The organism is Halorubrum sp. CGM5_25_10-8B (assembly GCF_005435095.1).
GTDB classification, from domain to species: domain Archaea; phylum Halobacteriota; class Halobacteria; order Halobacteriales; family Haloferacaceae; genus Halorubrum; species Halorubrum ezzemoulense.
In genome coordinates, this window is the sequence record NZ_SGTY01000003.1 from 104,957 (window position 1) to 122,963 (window position 18,007).

The 18,007-nt window shown below is 73.1% G+C and carries 16 protein-coding genes; 8 read left to right on the plus strand and 8 right to left on the minus strand.

The window, feature by feature from the left end:
* Nucleotides 1-68: 68 nt before the first annotated feature.
* From EXE51_RS03675 to cofD, 4 genes are read right to left on the minus strand one after another with little or no spacing between them, the layout of a single operon-like run.
* On the minus strand, nt 69-704 hold the full coding sequence (locus tag EXE51_RS03675; RefSeq protein WP_089308343.1) for a DUF447 domain-containing protein: 636 nt from the start codon (nt 702-704) through the stop codon (nt 69-71).
* Nucleotides 701-1,702, minus strand: a complete 1,002-nt coding sequence (locus EXE51_RS03680; RefSeq protein ID WP_137692081.1) for a triphosphoribosyl-dephospho-CoA synthase — start codon at nt 1,700-1,702, stop codon at nt 701-703. The genes EXE51_RS03675 and EXE51_RS03680 overlap by 4 nt, the downstream gene beginning before the upstream one ends.
* Nucleotides 1,703-1,749: 47 nt before the next feature.
* On the minus strand, nt 1,750-2,604 hold the full coding sequence (locus EXE51_RS03685; RefSeq protein WP_086219230.1) for a tRNA-dihydrouridine synthase: 855 nt from the start codon (nt 2,602-2,604) through the stop codon (nt 1,750-1,752).
* Nucleotides 2,601-3,653 carry a 2-phospho-L-lactate transferase gene (gene cofD / locus EXE51_RS03690; RefSeq protein WP_137692040.1) on the minus strand — a complete coding sequence of 351 codons (1,053 nt, stop codon included), beginning with the start codon at nt 3,651-3,653 and terminating at the stop codon, nt 2,601-2,603. Before cofD ends, EXE51_RS03685 begins: the two co-directional genes overlap by 4 nt.
* 195 nt (nt 3,654-3,848) lie before the next feature.
* Here cofD and EXE51_RS03695 point away from each other — a divergent pair, with 195 nt between their 5' ends.
* Nucleotides 3,849-4,364 (plus strand): hypothetical protein, encoded by a 516-nt coding sequence (locus EXE51_RS03695; RefSeq protein ID WP_086219228.1) that lies wholly within the window; start codon nt 3,849-3,851, stop codon nt 4,362-4,364.
* A gap of 55 nt (nt 4,365-4,419) precedes the next feature.
* Here the strand turns inward: EXE51_RS03695 and EXE51_RS03700 are convergent, their stop codons facing one another.
* On the minus strand, nt 4,420-5,358 hold the full coding sequence (locus EXE51_RS03700) for an isoaspartyl peptidase/L-asparaginase (RefSeq protein ID WP_137692041.1): 939 nt from the start codon (nt 5,356-5,358) through the stop codon (nt 4,420-4,422).
* A 122-nt stretch (nt 5,359-5,480) separates the two neighbouring features.
* Here EXE51_RS03700 and EXE51_RS03705 point away from each other — a divergent pair, with 122 nt between their 5' ends.
* The 3 genes from EXE51_RS03705 to icd all read left to right on the plus strand — a co-directional run bounded on the left by EXE51_RS03705 (nt 5,481) and on the right by icd (nt 9,491).
* Entirely contained in the window at nt 5,481-7,010 is a 1,530-nt protein-coding gene (locus tag EXE51_RS03705; RefSeq protein ID WP_137692042.1) for an HTTM domain-containing protein, read from the plus strand.
* Nucleotides 7,011-7,067: 57 nt separating this feature from the next.
* Nucleotides 7,068-8,072, plus strand: a complete 1,005-nt coding sequence (locus tag EXE51_RS03710; RefSeq protein ID WP_137692043.1) for a glycosyltransferase — start codon at nt 7,068-7,070, stop codon at nt 8,070-8,072.
* 156 nt (nt 8,073-8,228) lie between these two features.
* Nucleotides 8,229-9,491, plus strand: a complete 1,263-nt coding sequence (gene icd / locus EXE51_RS03715; RefSeq protein WP_086216424.1) for an isocitrate dehydrogenase (NADP(+)) — start codon at nt 8,229-8,231, stop codon at nt 9,489-9,491.
* A 64-nt stretch (nt 9,492-9,555) separates the two neighbouring features.
* Here the strand turns inward: icd and EXE51_RS03720 are convergent, their stop codons facing one another.
* Nucleotides 9,556-9,969: an Lrp/AsnC family transcriptional regulator gene (locus EXE51_RS03720; RefSeq protein ID WP_006114390.1), complete on the minus strand. Its 414-nt coding sequence runs from the start codon at nt 9,967-9,969 to the stop codon at nt 9,556-9,558.
* 96 nt (nt 9,970-10,065) lie between these two features.
* Here EXE51_RS03720 and carA point away from each other — a divergent pair, with 96 nt between their 5' ends.
* Nucleotides 10,066-11,127, plus strand: a complete 1,062-nt coding sequence (carA, locus tag EXE51_RS03725) for a glutamine-hydrolyzing carbamoyl-phosphate synthase small subunit (protein ID WP_086216423.1) — start codon at nt 10,066-10,068, stop codon at nt 11,125-11,127.
* A 188-nt stretch (nt 11,128-11,315) separates the two neighbouring features.
* Nucleotides 11,316-12,203: a 5'/3'-nucleotidase SurE gene (gene surE, locus EXE51_RS03730; RefSeq protein ID WP_137692044.1), complete on the plus strand. Its 888-nt coding sequence runs from the start codon at nt 11,316-11,318 to the stop codon at nt 12,201-12,203.
* 81 nt (nt 12,204-12,284) lie between these two features.
* On the opposite strand, the gene EXE51_RS03735 is transcribed toward surE, so the two are convergent.
* Entirely contained in the window at nt 12,285-12,524 is a 240-nt protein-coding gene (locus tag EXE51_RS03735; RefSeq protein WP_080508553.1) for a hypothetical protein, read from the minus strand.
* A gap of 431 nt (nt 12,525-12,955) precedes the next feature.
* On the opposite strand from EXE51_RS03735, the gene EXE51_RS03740 reads away from it, so the two are divergent.
* Both EXE51_RS03740 and EXE51_RS03745 read left to right on the plus strand, forming a co-directional pair.
* Nucleotides 12,956-14,728: a glutamate--tRNA ligase gene (locus EXE51_RS03740; protein ID WP_137692045.1), complete on the plus strand. Its 1,773-nt coding sequence runs from the start codon at nt 12,956-12,958 to the stop codon at nt 14,726-14,728.
* Between the two features lie 102 nt (nt 14,729-14,830).
* Entirely contained in the window at nt 14,831-15,160 is a 330-nt protein-coding gene (locus EXE51_RS03745) for a ferredoxin family protein (protein WP_086216421.1), read from the plus strand.
* A 361-nt stretch (nt 15,161-15,521) separates the two neighbouring features.
* Here the strand turns inward: EXE51_RS03745 and tmcA are convergent, their stop codons facing one another.
* A complete protein-coding gene (gene tmcA, locus EXE51_RS03750; RefSeq protein WP_137692082.1) occupies nt 15,522-17,879 on the minus strand; it encodes a tRNA(Met) cytidine acetyltransferase TmcA in 2,358 nt (785 codons plus the stop codon).
* Between the last annotated feature and the right edge of the window lie 128 nt (nt 17,880-18,007).

The window sequence follows — 18,007 nt, forward strand, 5'->3', positions numbered from 1 at the left end:
GTTCCGCCGCGAGCGGCCGCGAGGCGCGCTCCCGGCGGCCGAAGCGAGCCTCGGTCGCTCCCGCCCCGTCACTCGCCGTCGCGCTCGCGCCACCCGGTCGCCTCGTCGATGCGATCGAACGCCTCGCGCTCGGCCGGCCCGCCGCAGCGCTCCACCACGTCGGCGAAGTAGCGGAGCCGGTCGAGCAGCTCGGCCGTGTCGAACGACGGCACGTCCAGCCGCGAGGCGGCCACCGTCGCGTCGACGACCGCGCCGAACCCCCGGTTGACGGTGGGAACGCGCTCGGCGACGACCGCCGACTCGACCGGCGACAGCTCCCACGTCCGGATCGTGGTCTCGCCCTCGGCCTCGGCCGCGACCTCCTCCGCGCGCACCTCGACCCACGCGTCGGCGCTCGGGAGGACAGGGTCGTCCGTCTCCCGGACCGTCAGCGCCGCGTCGACGAACGTCCGCGGGTCGACGGTGAACTGGACCACGCCGCCCCCGCGCTCGGCGAAGTTCCGCCACGTCCGGGTGCGGCCGTAGGTGCGCGCGGTGACCGGCTCGTCCGGCTCGTCCGGGGCGTGAACTCCGAGCGCAGCGACGTTCCACCGGTCGTTCGGCCCGCGCGTCGTCACCACCGACTCCGTGACGCCCCGGAGCGGCACCGGCCACCCGTCCGGGGCTACGCCGACGGGCCCCCCGTCCGGCGCTCCATCGCTCACGGCGCCACCTCCGCGCCGCGCCGGAGCGCGACGAACAGCGCCGCGCAGGTGAGGTCGGCGGTCGTGCCGGGGTTGATCCCCTCGGCGACGAACGCCGCCGCCAGCGACTCCGCGGCGTCGAGGTCGGCGCCGTGAACGGCCTCGGCGTCGACCGCGGAGACGTCTCCGACGGGGTCGCTCGGGTCGCTGCCGTCCGGATACAGGATCTCTCTCGCCCGCGCGCTCGCCTCGCGGGCCGTCTCCGCCCCCCGAGTCGACGCGACGAGGGTGTCTGGCTCCGCGGCGAGCAGCCCGAGGAACGCCCGCGCCGCCCGGTCGGCCAGCGGCCCCTCGTCCGTCAGGATCCACTCGGCCGCGCGGAACGTCCGCGGGAACCCCTCGACCCACTCCGCCGCGTTGCGGTCCGGGACGCGGTCAGAGGCGGCCGAGCCGCCCGCCGGCCCAGCGTCGACCGGGTCCGCTGACAGCGCGAGCACGTCCCGAAGCGTCGCCCCGCGCTCGCGGAGCGCGGGCTCGGCGGCGCTCCCGCGGCGCACGTCGAGGTCGGCCGCGCCCTCCGGCGGGTCGTCGACCGCGACGTCGACGACCTCGAACACCCGGTAGAACGCGACCGCGTCGTCGACGGTCGTTGACCGACAGACCGCGTCCACGCCGGCGGGGGAGAGCTCGCGGTCGGGGTCCGCAGCCGCCCGCACCAGCGGGACGAGCAGCAGGAGACAGCCGAACTGGGTGTTCGTGCCGGCGCGTGCGGCCATCCCCTCCACGGCCCGCTCGAAGGCCGCGCCGACCGCGGGCCGCTCGGCGACGCCGCCGTCGGTCTCGGCAGCCAGTTCGAGCCCCGGCCGGGCGCCGACCGCGCCGCCGAGGAACGCCTCGAACCGGAGGTCGTCGAGGTCGCGGCGGCGGTCCACGTTCCCGGGCTTCGGCGTGCCGGCCACCTCCACCAGGAGCGCGAGCGTCGCGTCGTCGACGGGGTCCGTCGCCCCGCTCGGCGTCACGTCTTCCGCCGGTTTCGTCGCATCTCCTGTCGGGCGCTCGTCACCGCTCACGGCCGCACCTCCGGCCCGGGATCCGCTTCGCCGGCGCGCTCCCGCAGCGATCCCGCCCGCCACTCATCGACAGCGTCCGCGACGCGCGCGAGGACCGGCGGGTCCTCCGTCGGGCGCCCCGCGCTCACCGCGTCGGCCCCGTGCGCGGCGTATTCGGCGACCGTCTCGCGGCCTCGGACGCCGTTGTTGGCGACGACTGTCAGGTCGGCGAGGCGGTCTCCGCCCCCGGATGCCGCGTCGACCGCCGCTGCGAGGTCCGCGATCACCGCCTCCGAGTCCATCGCGTCGACGTGGAGCCAGTCCGCGCCCGCGCTCGCGACGCGCTCCGCGACGGCGACGAGGTCGACGCCGGGCACCTCGGCGCGGACCTTCACGCTCGTCGTCGCGCCCGTCCCGCTCGCGGCGGCGACGTACCGCGTCAACCGGGCCGGATCGCGGAGCAGCGACTCGCCGCAGCCGACCGCGCGGAGTTCGGGCTGCCGACAGTGGGCGTTGACCTCGCAGACCGCGCCGCGGTCGGCGCAGATCCGCGCGGCCTCCCGGACCGGCTCCGGCGCCGCGCTCCGGACGTTGACCCCCGGCCGGACCGGAACCTCGGCGAGCGCGTCGATCTGGTCGGCGACGAACCCGAGCGGGTCGGTCGGGAGGAACTCCGATCGCCCGCGCGCGACGAGATCGCGGGCGGCCGCCCGACTGGCGGGATCGAGCGCGACCCCGCCGAGTAGCGCGGCGTCGACGTGCTCGGCCGCAGCGCGGGCCCACTCGCTGTCGGCCGCGCCGCTGAGGCTCGCGGCGACGAGGAACGGATCGTCGCCCGCGGACGCTCCGGCCGCGTCGGCGCGCCGGGTCACTCCGCCCCCTCCCGCGGCGCCCCCGCGTCCGCCGCGCCGCCGGCGACCGCCGTCAGCGCTCGTTCGCAGGCCCGGGCGACGCGCTCGGCGTCGTCGACGCCGTCGATCTCCGTGTCGGTGCGCTCGACGTGCCGATCGAGGTCGGTCGGGTCGTCGTCGTCGAGGACGAACGCGTCCGCGAAGGGGTACGCTTCGGCCACCCCCGCTGTCGAGGGCTCGCGGCCGACGCCCGCCATCAGCTCCGCGGCCGGGCCGGAGAACACCTCGTCGCCGACGAACGGCGAGACGGCGACCACGGGCGTCTCGCGGAGCGCGCGCTCGAACCCGGGGAGCGCCAGCATCGGGCCGAGGCTCGTCACCGGGTTCGAGGGGCCGATCACGACCGGGTCGGCGAGCGCCGCCAGCGCGGCGTCGGTCGGTTCCGCGTCGGCCGCCCCCCGGAACTCCACGTCGGCGACCGCGGGCTCGGCGCGGCGCGCGACCCAGTACTCCTGGAAGTGGATGGTCTCGCCGCCCTCGGTGTGGACCAGCGTCGCCACCGCGTCGTCGGACATCGGGAGAAGGTCGACGTCGAGGTCGAACGCCGCGGCGAGGACGCGGATCGCCTCGGTGAGCGACTTCCCCTCGTCGAGCAGGCCCGTGCGCGTGAGGTGGACCGCGCGGTCGCGGTCGCCGATCTCCATGAACTCGCCGACCGCGGAGAACCGCCGCCAGCGGGCGATCTCGCGGCCAGCGGTCTGCGTCGCGTCGTCGAGGTAGCGCGGGGTCCCCGGCTCGCCGTCGAGCGCGTCGCCCGCGGCGCTCGCGAGGCGGGAGAGCTCCTCGTGGGTCGCGGTCGTGTCGCCGTCGATCCCCCACCACGTCTCGCGGTCGAGGACGCCGCCGCCCGCGAACAGCACGGTGTCGACGTCGGGGCAGACGAGGTGACCGCCGATCTCGACGTCGTCGCCGGTGTTGGCGACGACCGCGGTCTCGGACGGATCGAACACCCGGGCCGCGCCGTCGAGGAGCTTCGGCGTGCCCGTCCCCCCGGCGAGGAAGGTTACCATACCGGCGCAAGGCGACGGTCGGGCTTGTATCCTCGCCTCCGCGGGCGACGAGGTACGACCGGTGCTACCAGTGGCGGTCCCCTCGAGTCACCGTCGCGGGGGCAGTCGACGGAGGCGCTGAAAGCCGCCAATAGGTGTCGAAAGCTACATATCAGACGAACCGAAAGAACCGTCTCGACACCGTCCTGTCCCCTCATGAATTTCACGACCGAAGCACACCTCGATGAATATATCATCGACGGAGAAAACACGGTCTCGTTTTCTGCGTCCGACGGGGAACTCACCTACCGTCGGCCGTCCGCGGACGAACCCGTCTCGATCCCGGTCCGCGATATCACAAGCGTCGAGTTCGAGCGGGACACGAGCCTCCACCGGCACACGTTCCTCGGACTGTTCTTCCTCGTCCTCTCGCTCGTCCTCACCGTCGGCGCTATCGGGCTGGTGTACACCGGACGCGTCGAGACCCGCCCCGAGATCGCGTTCGCGGCGTTCCTCGGGCTGTTCGCGGTCGGCGGCTGGAACACGACCCGCGACTTCCTCTCTCACTCGGACCGCGACGTGATCGACGTCTACGTCAACACCGAGGCGGAAACCCACGTCCTCTGCGGCGAGGTCGGTCACGCCGGGTTCGTCGACGCCTGCGGACAGCTCATCGACTCCGACGTTCCCACGACGAACCGCAACCGAAAGCTCGCGACCGCCCTCGAATAGCGCGGGTCCGTCGCCCGGCCGGGACGCCGCCTTGCCGCGCCGGACTCGCCGGCGGCTATTCGTGTGCGACGCTCGTCTGCATCCCCTCGGTGTTGAACGCGCTCCCCGCCGCGTCTGCGCCCGCCGCGGTCGGGTCGAGGACGATGACGCCCGCCCCCGACCCGGTCAGCCCCTCGAACTCCGCGATCGCCCGGTCCGCCGCCTCCTGCGCCCCGAGGCCGTCATCGAGGTGGCCGACCGCTCGTCGCGAGAGCGTCACCCGCGCGATGTCTTCGCCGGCGCCCGTCGCGCTCGCCCCGCCGGCCTCGGTACAAAAGAAGCCGGAGCCGACCTGCGGCACGTCGCCGACGCGCCCCGCGAGCGCGAACGACCGCCCGCCGGTCGAGGTGACCGCCGCGACGCGCTCCCCGTCGGTCGCGACCGCGCCGACGGTGTCGTGATCGGAGGCGCGGCCCGACGCCTCGACCCCCGTCCCGTCGCCGTCGTCCGGCCGCTCGCCGGCCCGATCGTCGCCCGACCCGAACCGCGACGCGAGCCAGTCGAGGTGCTCCCGCGGGCCGCCCCGCGGCGGGTCCTCCGCCTCGTATCGCTCCCGCGTCTCGTCGGTGAGCAGGGCGGCGCCCGTCTCGACGCCGAACTCCGCCGCGAGCTTGACGGCGTGTTCACCCGAGACGAAGACGTGCGGCGTCTCGTCACGGACGATCCGGGCGACGCTCGCCGCGTGTTCGACGCCCGGCATCGAGCAGGCCGCGCCGATCTCGCGGTCCGAGGTCATCACGCCCGCGTCGGTGCGGACGACGCCGTCGGACTGGACCGCGCCGCCGACGCCCGCGTTGAACCGGGGGTCCGATTCGAGGACGGCGACCGCCGACTCCACCGCGTCGAGCGGCGTCGCGGCGTCGGCGCCGCGCGCGGCCGCCTCGTCGAGGACCGCCTGCCTGGGCTCCGGGTCGTCCGGGGCGCCGCCGGCGCCGCCGTGAACGATGACTCGCATACCGGAGGCTCCCGCGGCGGCCACATAAGCGTCCGGAAGCCGGCGGCGACCGCTGGGGTCGACCGGCCTCCCGCTCCGCCGCCGCAAGACCTATTCCCGCCGCTGGGCGAGTCGGAGCCATCGTGACGACGGCCGATTCCGCCGGCGGCGCCGCCCCACGCCGCGCCGCGTCCCGGCTCCGCGCCGCGCTCCGCCGGCGACTCGGGATTGACCCCCGCGCGCTCGCCGCGTTCCGGATCGCGCTCGGCGCCGTCCTCCTCGTCGACCTCGCGCTCCGGTCGCGGAACCTCGTCGCCTTCTACACGGACGCCGGTGTCCTCCCGCGGGCGACGCTCACCGACGCGTATCCACTCGGCGCCCGCTTCTCGCTCCACGCCGTCTCCGGCGAGGCGTGGGCCGTCGCGCTGCTGTTCCTCGCCGCCGCGCTCGCCGCCGTCGCGCTCGCGGTCGGCCACCGGACCCGCGTCGCGGTCGTCGCCTCCCTGCTCCTGCTCGCGTCGCTTCAGGCGCGGAACCCCTTCGTCCTCAACGCCGGGGACACCCTCCTCCTCCAGCTGCTCGGCGCCGGACTCCTGTGCCCGCTCAGCGCTCGCTGGTCGGTCGACGCGGTCCGCCGCCGCGCCCCCGATGCCGCGGCCCCGCCCAGCGGCGACGGCCGCGACCGCGTCGCGGGCCCCGCATCGGCGCTCCTCCTGACGCTCGCGGTCGTCGTGTACGTCGCCAACGCGGTCGAGAAGCTCCGAGGGTCGATGTGGCCCGGCGGCGAGGCGGTCGCGCGCGTGTTCCGGCTCACCTACCTCCACGGCCCGCTCGGCGGGCTCGTCCCGGAGTGGCCGGCGCTGCTCTCGGCGGCCACCTACGGCTGGCTCGCGCTGCTCGTCGCCTCCCCGCTGCTGGTCGCGGCCGCCGGCCGGGTCCGGGCCGCGCTCGCGGGGACGTTCGTCGCCGCGCACCTCTCGATGGCCGCCGCGCTACAGATCGGCGTGTTCCCCGCGATCTCCGCGGCCTCGCTGCTGCCCTTCTTCCCGCCGTTCGTCTGGGACCGCGTCGAGCGCGCGGTCGCCCCCGCCGCCGGCCGGCTCCGCCGCCTCGCGGAGCGTCGGACCGGCTCCGCGGGACGACCGGCCGGTCCGCGGTCGCTCCGGGTCCTCCGCGAGGGAGTCGCGGCCGCGATCCCGGTCCTCGCCGCGGTCCTCCTCGTCGCGGTCGTCGCGTGGAACGGAATGGCGCTCGGGGCCGTCGAGACGCCCGACGCGGTCGCGTCGGTGTCCGACCCGACGGAGGGCGGCTGGACCATGTTCGCGCCGAACCCGCCCTCGACCGACGCGCGCGTGTCGGCGACCGCCGCGACCGCCGACGGCGACCGGATCGACGCGCTGTATGGCGACCGCGTCGCGCGCGACCGACCGCCCTCCGACGCCCGCGCGTACCCGACCGCGCGCTGGCGGAAGCTCCTCACGGCGCTCGCGAACAACCCTGACTCGGCCCGCGTCGACCCGCTGCTCGCGCACCTCTGCGACCGGGCGGGGGGCTTCGCCGAGGGTGGAGACGGCGCGATCCGATCGGTCACGGTGTCGGCCGTCGACGTCGACGTGAGGGACGGGGAGACGCGGGTCGACGAACTCGGGACGCGCTCGTGCTCGGCGCCGTGAACGGGGCGCGAGACTCGATCGCGGACGTTTACTTTCGGACCGCCCGATACCCCTGTCGTGACAGCTCCGGAACCGACCGCGTCGCCGGGAAACTCGACGCCGGTGTCCGTCCTGCTCCCGACCGTCCGCTGGACCGACGCCTGCGACGAGGTGGCGGCCCAGCTCCGCGGGTCCGAGGCGCTCGGCGGTGAGGCGAGCGGCGCGGCCGACGACGACGCGGACGCCGACGAACTCCTCGTGATCTGCGACTCCCCGGACGACCCGGTCGCCGACCGGCAGGGAGACCTGCCGCCCCGCGTCCGGATCGTCATCGCCGGCGAACCGGAGGGGTGTTCCGGCAAGGCCAACGCGATCGCCGCCGGGATGGCGGCGGCCGCGAACGACCGGATCGCCTGGACGGACGACGACTTCCGCCATCCGCCCGACTGGCTGGCGACGCTCGATGCCGACTACGACCGGCAGGGGCCCACCACGGAGGTCCCGGTGTTCGTCGGGCTCGACCCGCTGGCTCGCCTGTTCGAACCCGCGTACGTGATCGGTGGGACGCTCGCGGTGTTCGCGGCCGGCGTCGCGTGGGGCGGCGCGGTAATATTCGAGCGCGAGGACCTCCGCGACGGGGAGGCGGCGTTCCGCCGGGACCTCCTGCGGACGGTCAGCGACGACGGGACGCTCACCGACCACCTCGACGTGGCGTCGGTCGACCGGACGCGGTACGTCCGGGCGGGCGGGTCGGCCCGGGACTCGCTGGAGCGGTTCGTCCGCTTCCTGACGATCACCCGGTACCACGCCCCCGGGGCGACCGCGTTCAACGCCGCCTTCGGCGTCTCGATGGCGGCGCTCTGCCTGTTCGCGCCGGTCGCCGGGGTGACGCTCGTCACGGCCCTCGCCGGGGCGGCGTACGCCCGGTTCGGGATCCGGCGCGCGACGTTCCTGCTCGCCGCGCCGGGCGTGTTGATCGCGCCCCCGCTGATGGCGTACGCGTTCGCCCGCCGGACGTTCGTCTGGGGCGGGCGCCGCTACCGCTGGCGGTCGCTGTTCGACGTCGAGGTCGAGCCGATCTGACCGCGGGACACCGCGGGGAGGCGTCGGGGCCGCCCGCGGTGAGAACGGGAGAGACTGCGAGAGCGCCCGCGGCGAGAACCGGCAAAGGCTGCGAGCGCGACGCTCACGCCGAAAACGGCAACCACTTTAGGGGGCCACGGAAATCGTCGAACGTTCATGAGTTACGATAAAGTCGATGTCCCTGACGACGGCGAAGCGATCACGCTCGCCGACGAGGAGACCGGCGAGCTGAACGTGCCGTCGAACCCCATCATCCCGATCATCCACGGCGACGGAATCGGCACCGACGTCGGGCCGGCCGCACAGCAGGTGCTCGACGCCGCCGCGGAAGCGACCGGCCGATCCATCTCGTGGATGCGCGTCTACGCCGGTGCCAGCGCCCGCGAGAAGTACGACGAGAACCTCCCCGAGGACACCGTCTCGGCCATCCGCGACCACCGCGTCGCGATCAAGGGCCCGCTGACGACCCCCGTCGGCGCCGGCTTCCGCTCGCTGAACGTCGCCCTCCGCAAGACGCTCGACCTGTTCGCGAACGTCCGTCCCACCTACCACCTCGAGGGCGTCCCGTCCCCCGTCAAGAGCCCCGGGGAGATGGACATGGTCACGTTCCGCGAGAACACCGAGGACGTCTACGCCGGCGTCGAGTGGGAGGCCGGCACCGAGGGCGCGGAGCAGGTACGCGACTTCCTCGAGGACGACATGGGCATCGCGGACGTCATCCACGACGGTCCGGTCGGCATCGGCGTCAAGCCCATCTCCGAGTTCGGCTCGAAGCGCCTCATCCGCGAGGCCGTCGACTACGCGCTCGCGAACGACCGCGACTCGGTCACCCTCGTCCACAAGGGGAACATCATGAAGTTCACCGAGGGCGCCTTCCGCGACTGGGGCTACGAGGTCGCCGAGGAGGAGTACGGCGACGACGTGATCACCGAAGACCAGCTCTGGGAGGAGCACGACGGCGAGCAGCCGGAGGGCACCCTCGTCGTGAAAGACCGCATCGCGGACAACATGCTCCAGCAACTGCTGACCCGCACCGACGAGTACTCCGTCATCGCGACGATGAACCTCAACGGCGACTACATGTCCGACGCCGCCGGCGCGCAGATCGGCGGCCTCGGCATCGCGCCCGGCATCAACCGCGGTCACGGCCGCTGTCTCGCCGAGCCCGTCCACGGCTCCGCGCCCAAGTACGCCGGCGAGGACAAGGTGAACCCCACCGCGATGATCCTCTCGGGCCGCGAGATGCTCGACTACCTCGGCTGGTCCGACGCCGCGGACCTCGTGCGCGACGCCGTCGAGGAGACCATCGCCTCGGGCAAGGTCACCTACGACCTCCACCGGCAGATCGAGGGCGGCGAGAAGCTCGCCACCAGCGAGTTCGCGGACGCCGTCGTCGACAAGATCGACGAACTGGCGTAAGGCTCCGTCGTCGACCCCGCGGTCAACGACTCCTCTTCTCTCCAAATCGTCGCTGCGTCCCCGCCTATCCCAACCGCTCGTCGAGGATGAGCCGCGTCTTCGTCGACTTGACCTCGTCCATCTCGCGGGCCTGCGTGATCAGTTCGTTGACCGCGCGCGTGTCGACCGCGTCGACGACGAGGACGACGTCCTCCTCGCCGGACACCTGCCAGACGAAGTCGACCTCCTCCCACTCCACCATCCGCTGGCCGACCGCGTCCGTGTTGACGTTCATCTCCACCGAGATCTCGATCATGGCCTTCACGTTGCCGGTGCGGGTCGTGACCGTGAACCGCTCGATCACGCCCTCGTCCGTCATCCGGTCGACGCGGTTGCGCACGGTCCCCTCGGAGGTCCCCACCCGGTCCGCGATCTCCGTGTACGGGGTCCGCGCGTCCCGTCGCAGGATCGAGAGGATCCGTCTGTCGAGGTCGTCCATACCGATCCGTCTCGGTCCGCCGACTTACCCGTTACGAATATCGTAACTAACCTTCGAACGACGCATTTATTATCCTTTACGCGTACGTTTCTCGTAATGTCGGACGCCTACATCGCGCTGGCCGACGGTCGCGTGCTCGAAGCGCGCGCCCGTGCGCCGGGGCGGACCCGCGGCGAACTAGTGTTCACGACCGCGTACACCGGCTACGAGGAGTCGCTCACCGACCCCTCCTACGCCGAACAGATCCTCACCTTCTCGTACCCCCTCATCGGGAACTACGGCGTCCGAACCGAGCGGTTCGAGTCCGAATCGGTCCGGCCGAACGCGGCGGTCGCCCGCGAGATGACCGACGACGTCGCCGACTGGCTCGCCGCGGAAGGCGTTCCGGCCGTCGACCACGTCGACACCCGCGAAATCGTCACCACCGTCCGCGAGGAGGGCGCGATGGCCTGCGGGATCGCCGCCGGCCCGGACGCGACCGCCGAGGACGCCGTCGAAGCGATGGAGGCGTGTAAGCCGATGAGCGACCACGTCGATATCGGCGCGCAGGTGTCCGTCGCGGAGCCGACCGTCCACGAGGGGGGCGGCGACGCCGACGTGGCCCTCCTCGACTGCGGCGCCAAGGGATCGATCATCTCCTCGCTCACCGACCGCGGCGCGGACGTCCACGTGCTCCCGTACGACGCGACCCCCGAGGACGTGGCCGCCGTCGGGCCCGACGTGCTCTTCGTCTCGAACGGCCCGGGCGACCCGGAGAACTTCGTCGCGGCCCAGGCGGTCGTCGACGAGTTCGCCGGCGACCTGCCGATGGCCGGCATCTGCCTCGGACAGCAGGTGATCACGAGCGCGCTCGGCGGCTCGACCGAGAAGATGGCGTTCGGCCACCGCGGCGTCAACCAGCCGGTGAAGGACCTCCGCACCGACAAGGTCGTGATGACCACCCAGAACCACGGCTACACGGTCGACGACACCGGCCCGCTGGAGGTGACGCAGGTGAACGTCAACGACGACACCGTCGAGGGACTCGACAGCGAGGATCTCGACGTGATCACCCGCCAGTACCACCCCGAGGCGAACCCCGGGCCGCACGACTCGCTCGGCTTCTTCGACGAAGTGCTCGACCTGGCGACCTCGTCGCGCCGCGTCGCGGCCGACTGAGCCGACGGTCCGCCCTCCCCGCTCCCGGCGGTTCCGACGCCCTCTGACTGACCACTCGGAGTACCACCCGGTCGGCGCTCGCGACGCCGTCTTCGCTCTCCGCTCTCACCTCTCGGTCCGTCCTTCGGTCTCCGCGCCCCTCGCCGTGGACCGGCGACGTTTTCTCCCGTCCCCCCGCACACCGTCGTATGCCAACCGAGATCCTGCTCACCAACGACGACGGGATCGACGCCGTCGGGCTTCGGGCGCTCGCGGACGCGCTCTCGCGCGACCACGACGTGACGGTCGTCGCGCCCGCGACGAACCAGTCCGGCGTCGGCGGCGCGCGCTCGTGGTGGGACACGACGGTCGACTACACCGAGACGGACCGCGGCTACGCGGTCGAGGGGACTCCCGCGGACTGCGTCGCGGTCGCGGACGTGGCGCTCGGGCTCGACCCCGACGTGGTCGTCTCCGGCTGCAACCACGGCCCGAACATCGGCGCGCACATCCTCGGGCAGTCCGGCACCGTCGGCGCCGCGATGGAGGCCTCGTTCCTCGGCACGCCCGCGATCGCCGTGTCGCTGTACGACCGCGGGAACCTCCCCGTGCCGCCGACGCTCGACAACGGCGACTTCGCGGTCGCCGGCGAGGTCGTCGCCGACCTGATCGACCGCGCCGAACGCGACGCCGGCGACGGCGCCCTCGAACTCCCGTTCGGCGCCGACGTGTTGAACGTCAACGTCCCGGCGGCGGACGACGAGGCCGCGGAGGACCCCACCTACCGGCTGACCGAGCCCGCCCGCGGCTTCGACGTGATCGAGTTCCGCCCGGGCGAGGAGGGACCCGACGACGAGAACGTCCCCGAGGGCTGGGAGTTCGGCGAGCGCCGCGGCGAGATGGGGATGGAACTGCGGGACCGCTTCTGGCGGGAGTTCCTGCGCGGCGACGTGGCGGACGATCCCGGGTCGGACCGCCGCGCGGCCGTGGAGGGCGAAGTGAGCATCTCCCCGCTGTCGAGTTCGCGCGCCGTCGCGGGCGAAAAGGCGGGCGACCTCGTCGAGCCGGTTCGAGGCGCAGAGACGGGAGCCGATTAACGGCGGTCGTCGGTCGGAGTACGACCACTATCGACCACTTCAGCGGCGCAGTCTGCTGATTTAGCGGCGCGGTCTATCGATTCAGCGACGCCGCCGGGGCCGTCGCCCGCTCCCGCTGAACTCCGCGGCGAGCCGACCGAGGTACCACACGACGACCAGCCCGACGAGGAAGCCGCCGCCGAGCGCGGCGAGCAACTGGAGAGGCGACGGGTCCAACTGGAGGGCGAGGAGCGGCGGCGAGGCCGTGACAATCGCGAGCAACGCGATCCTGATCTTCCGGTTCCCCGCGTCCCGTTCGGACTCGGAGATGGGTCCTACCACCGCGATCCCCTCATCTGTGTTCCGACGACTCCCGTCGCGACGCTCATGCGCCCACCACGTCCCCGGCGAACATCAAGGCGACGAACCGAACCCGTTCGTCCGAGTCCGGTGCCGCCGGAGCGACCGCGGAACGATCGTCGTCCCGGACCGTCCGTCGGACGTGCCCACGGCGACGGTCGATCGGTGCGTTCGGTCCCGCACGGGCAAAAGACTCTCGACCGTTCACGCCGTCTCTGAGCTCTCTCCGCCGTGAACGGTCTGGGTCGTTTAAGCCCGTTCGGCGGCTCGTGTCGAGTGCCCCTACCCGCCGTTCCGGTGCGACGGGCGCCGCGGCGACGCCGCCCTCGCCCCGCGTCGCCCGCTCCGCTCCGGGACTCGCCCCTCCCCGCCGTTTCGCGGCGTTTTTGACCCGACCCCGACAAGCGAGCGGCATGGACGACGAACTCCGCGAGCGCGTCGCGGCGGCCGGCGAGGCCGCGGCGCTTTTCAACGCGCTCAAACACGGCAGCGACCCGGACGTGGGCGCGATCATGGGGCCGATCATGGGCGAGAACCCCGAGTTCCGCCCGCACGGCGACGAGATCCCGGGCGTCCTCGCGCCGGTCGTCGAGGAGGTCGGCGAGATGGACGAGGCGGCCCGCCGGGAGCGGCTCGGCGAACTCGCCCCCGATAAGCTCGCGGAGCTGGAGGCCGACGACGAGGACGACGACCGCGTCCTCCCCGATCTCCCGAACGCCGAGGACGGCGAGGTCGTGATGCGCGCCGCGCCGAACCCCAACGGCCCGTGGCACGTCGGCCACGCGCGGATGCCCGCCGTCATCGGGACGTACAAGGAGCGCTACGACGGCGAGTTCATCTGCCGGTTCGACGACACCGACCCGGAGACGAAACGCCCCGACTTAGACGCGTACGACGCCATCCTGGACGACATCGAGTACCTCGGCTTCGAGCCCGACCGCGTGCTCTACGCCTCCGACCGGCTGGAGACGTACTACGAGCACGCCCGCGACCTGATCGACGCCGGCGGCGCGTACACCTGCTCGTGCTCCGGCGACGACTTCTCCGAGCTGAAGAACGCGGGCGAGGCGTGCCCGCACCGCGAGAAGGACGCCGAGACGGTCCGCGAGGAGTTCGCGGCCATGGTCGACGGCGAGTACGGCTCGGGAGAGATGGTCCTCCGCGTGAAGACCGACATCGAGCACAAGAACCCCGCGCTGCGCGACTGGGTCGCCTTCCGGATGATCGACACGCCCCACCCGCGCGAGGCGGCCGCCGACTACCGCTGCTGGCCCATGCTCGACTTCCAGTCCGGCGTCGACGACCACCTCACTGGCGTCACCCACATCATCCGCGGCATCGACCTTCAGGACTCCGCGAAGCGCCAGCGGTTCGTCTACGACTACTTCGACTGGGAGTACCCCGAGGTGCTCCACTGGGGCCACGTCCAGGTCGACGAGTACGACGTGACGCTCTCCACCTCGACGATCAAGGGGCTCATCGCGGACGGCGAACTGACGGGCTGGGACGACCCGCGCGCCCCGACCATTCGGTCGATGCGCCGTCGCGGGCTCCGGGGGCAGGCCTTGGTCGACTCGATGACGGAGCTGGGGATGTCGACCTCCGACGTCGACCTCGCGATGTCGTCCGTCTACGCGCATAACCGCGACCTCGTCGACGACGAGGCGGACCGCTACTTCTTCGTCCGCGACCGCGACGACGCGCCCGCCGTGGCGCTCCCGGTCGTCGACGGCGACGCGCCCGCGCCCGCGGCCGGCCATCCGCCGCTCCACCCCGACCACGAAGACCGTGGTGACCGCGAGGTGCCCGCCGGTCGGGTCCTCGTTGAGTCCCCCGACCTCCCGAGCGAGGGCGAGCGCGTCTGGCTCAAGGGGTACGGCTGCGTCCGGTACGAGGGCGACGAGCTCGCCTTCGTCGACGACGGCATCGAGGTCGTCCGCGAGGGGGACGTGGACGTGGTCCACTGGGCGCCCGCTGAGGAGGGCCTCGACACGCTCCTCCGGACCGTCGACGGCGACGTGCGCGGGATCGCCGAACCCGCGCTCGCCGACGTCGACCCCGGCACGGTCGTCCAGTTCGTGCGCGTCGGCTTCGCCCGGATCGACGGGTTCGACCCCGAGGCGACCGACGAGGAGGACGGCCCGAACGGAACCGAGGACCTGCTGGCGTACTACGCGCACCCGTAGGCCGAGGTCGGCGATGTCCGGCCGCCCGGCGGCGCTGCGCTCGGTCGACCGAATCCGTTCGTCGGGGAATTTAAACCCGCGACCGGCGAAGCGAGGGCAACGATGGCCATCGACTCGAACTTCGAAGCGAACCGCGAGCGGGTCGGCGAGGAGGACGGCGTCGCCGTGTGGGGGCCCGTCGAGCCGCCGGAGAAACAGGGGATCCGCGGCACCCACGTCGCGGTCGACTTCGACATCTGTCTCGCGGACGGCGCGTGTCTGGAGGACTGCCCGGTCGACGTGTTCGAGTGGACGGACACACCCGGCCACCCCGAGTCCGAGCGGAAGGCGAACCCAGCGGACGAGGACCAGTGTATCGACTGTATGCTCTGCGTCGACGTCTGTCCGGTCGACGCGATCGATGTCGACCCCGGACGCGAGAACCGATTATAAGTAGTCGTTCTCGTTGTGGTGGCGGTCTCTGTGTGCCGAGTTGTTCTTTTATAAATGGTCAACAGCGGATCGCCGTCGAACCTCTCCAAAGCCCCAGTCGCGAGGCGGATACACGCTCGCTGCGCTCCTCGTCGCTCACTTCGTTCGCTCCTGCGGTGCTTGCGTCGCCTGCGTCCGCCTCGCGACTGCCCCTTTGAGTCCCGCCCCGACCGCACAGCACGGCACCTCACGCCTCCCCAGCCTCGCGGTTCGCGCTCTCCGAGCGCGAACCGTGTCCCTCGCGCGTGCTCCTCACGCCCTACGGGCGTTCGGAGGCACGCGCCACCGCACACCTGTTAGCAAGCGGCCGTAGCCGATCCGCTCATTCGCCGGTGAACCGCTCCCGTTCCGCGAGCGCGAAGTCGGTCCCGTACCGCTCCACGAGGGGGGTGTAGGCGTCGCCGAGCGCCCGCATACACGCGCTCGTCGAGGCGAAGCCGAGGTTGTCGGCGACTTCCTGCCACGGCCGGCCTTGGAGGACCTTCCGAACGAGCAGGCGCTCCGCCCGGTCGTCGAGGTCGGTCCCCTCGACCAGCGCCGCGAGCGCGAGGTCGCGGAACGCGCCGGGCGCGCTGTCGTACATCCCCGGCCCGACCGACGCCCCGACGACGGAGCGCCACTCGGTCTCGGTGAGATCGACCGGGACGGAGGCGGAACACGCACCCAGCGCGCCGCGGATCACGTCCGGGTCGACGTCGCGGTGCGCGTCGGAGAGCCCGTCGCGCTCGCGGTCCCGGAAGGCGACCGCGTGGCGGGCGAGCAGGTCGCGCCCGGCCGCGGTCTCCGGGCGCAGCATGATCGCGGAGTGCTCCCCCGAGGCGTCGTTGCGGCTCGTCGAGAGGTGGCCGATCCGGTATCCCGCGCGCTTCCAGAAGCGGAGCAGGCGCGGCGTCGCGCCGTAGCCGACCGAGAAGTAGTCGACCGGCTCTCCGTCGTCGTGAGTCGCTTCGCCGTCGCCCGCCACTTCCCCCCCGAACTCCGCGTGGACCTCGTCGAGCAGCCGCGAGCCGAACCCGGCGTCCCGGAGCGCGTGGTGGGTCGCGATCCGGACCGTTCGCAGGCCGCGCGGGGCGGCGGCGTCCTCGTCGCGGAGTTGGCTCGTGAGCACGTCCGGCACCATGTTGCCGCGGACGCGCTCGCCCTCGTACATCCGCCGCCGCGTCTCGGGGTCGAGGCCGCCCTCCCGCGCGAGGAGCGCGACCGCGACGACCCGGTCGTCCGCGACGAGCGCGCGCGCGACGAGGTTCGGCGCGTCGAGCAGCCGCGCGAGGTCGTTCGGCTCCGTCCGGTAGTGTGCGGTGACGAGCAGCCCGAACGCCTCGCCGAGCAGCGTCTCGTCCGCGCGCAGTTCCTCCGGGTCGAGCGCCCGATACGTCGCGTCGTCGACCGACGCGTCCGCGACCGCGTCGTCGACCGCCGGGCGAGCGTCCAACAGGAGCGCCCGCGACGCCCACGCCTCCACCGGGTCGTTCCGCGCGTACCGGATCGGCTCGTCGAGCCGCACGTCTCGGACCGCGAACCGCGAGCCGACCAGCCGCTCCCGGAACCGGACCGCGAACCCGCGGCCCGCCCCCTCGTAGCCGTGGACCGTCGTACAGAACGCGACCGCGGGCGCGTCGAGGAACCCCTCCAGCAGCCGCACCGGGAGCGCCGCCGCCTCGTCGACGACCGCCGCGTCCGCCTCGCCCGCCGCCGCCGCGGCGGCCGCCGGCGGCAGGAAGCGTACCCAACCTCCCGCCGGCGTCCGGAGGTCGCGGTCGTCCGCATCGCCGTCGCGGTCGATCCCGTCGCGTTCCCAATCGGTCTCGCTCTCGATCAGCTCTCGGGCACGCGCGAACACCTCCGCGGCGTTCCGGAACGCGGGCGCGGTGACGAGCACGTCGGCGCCGCCGAGCGCGAGCGCGCCCGCCGCGATCCCGGCCGCGCTCGACTTCCCGCGCCCGCGGTTGGACTCGACGACGACCGCCGATCCGGGGTCGGCGAGCGCCTCGAAGGCCCGCACCGCGCGGGCCTGGTCGTCCGTGAGACAGGCGCCGTACGCGGCCGCGGGGAACGCCGCACCCGGCGGCGGGCTCGGCGCGTCGCGGTCGTCCGCGTCGTCGGGTTCGCCCTCGCCACCGCGTTCGTCCCCACCGCCGCGCTCGTCGCCTTTCTCCGCGGTCAGGCCGTCTCGTTCGAGGGCGTCGCCCGCGGGGTCGTCCCCCAGTGCGACGACCGCGATTCCGGGGTGCGTCCGGAGCGTCGAGACGAGGCGCTCGCGGAACCGCCCGGTCACGTCGCCGACGCCGTACGGGGGGACCGCGAGCGAGTCGTCGAAGCGGTCCCGGACCGCCGGCCAGTTGTCGAGCGGAGGCGTCAGCAGGATCAGGAGCCCCCCGCCGTCGACCGCGCCGACCGCGCGGCCGAGCGCGTTGGGGACGAACCGCTCGTGGCAGTCGAGGACGACCGCCTCGCGGGTGCGTCCGAGCAGCTCGTCGGCGCTCCGCGGGCGGTGCTCCTCGAACCGGAACCCCTCCCGGGTCGAGACGAGCGAGACCGCCTCGTCGTCGACGCCGAGGGACACTATCGCGTCGTAGGCAGCGTCGGTTCCCCGGTCGCGGTCGCCCGCCAGCACGAGGACGCGCCGCTCGTTCGTCCGCTCGGCCTCGGCGCGCAGTTCGCGCGCGACTCCCGCGATCATCTCCGCTCGTGGTTGCCGAGGCGCGGTCATGTGTCTTCCCCTCCGCGCGTCGCCGAGGCGAGTTGCTCGTTCACGACGCTCCGGCGACGCCGGCAAAGGCGGGAGGCTTACGGCCGCGCGGCGCGTCG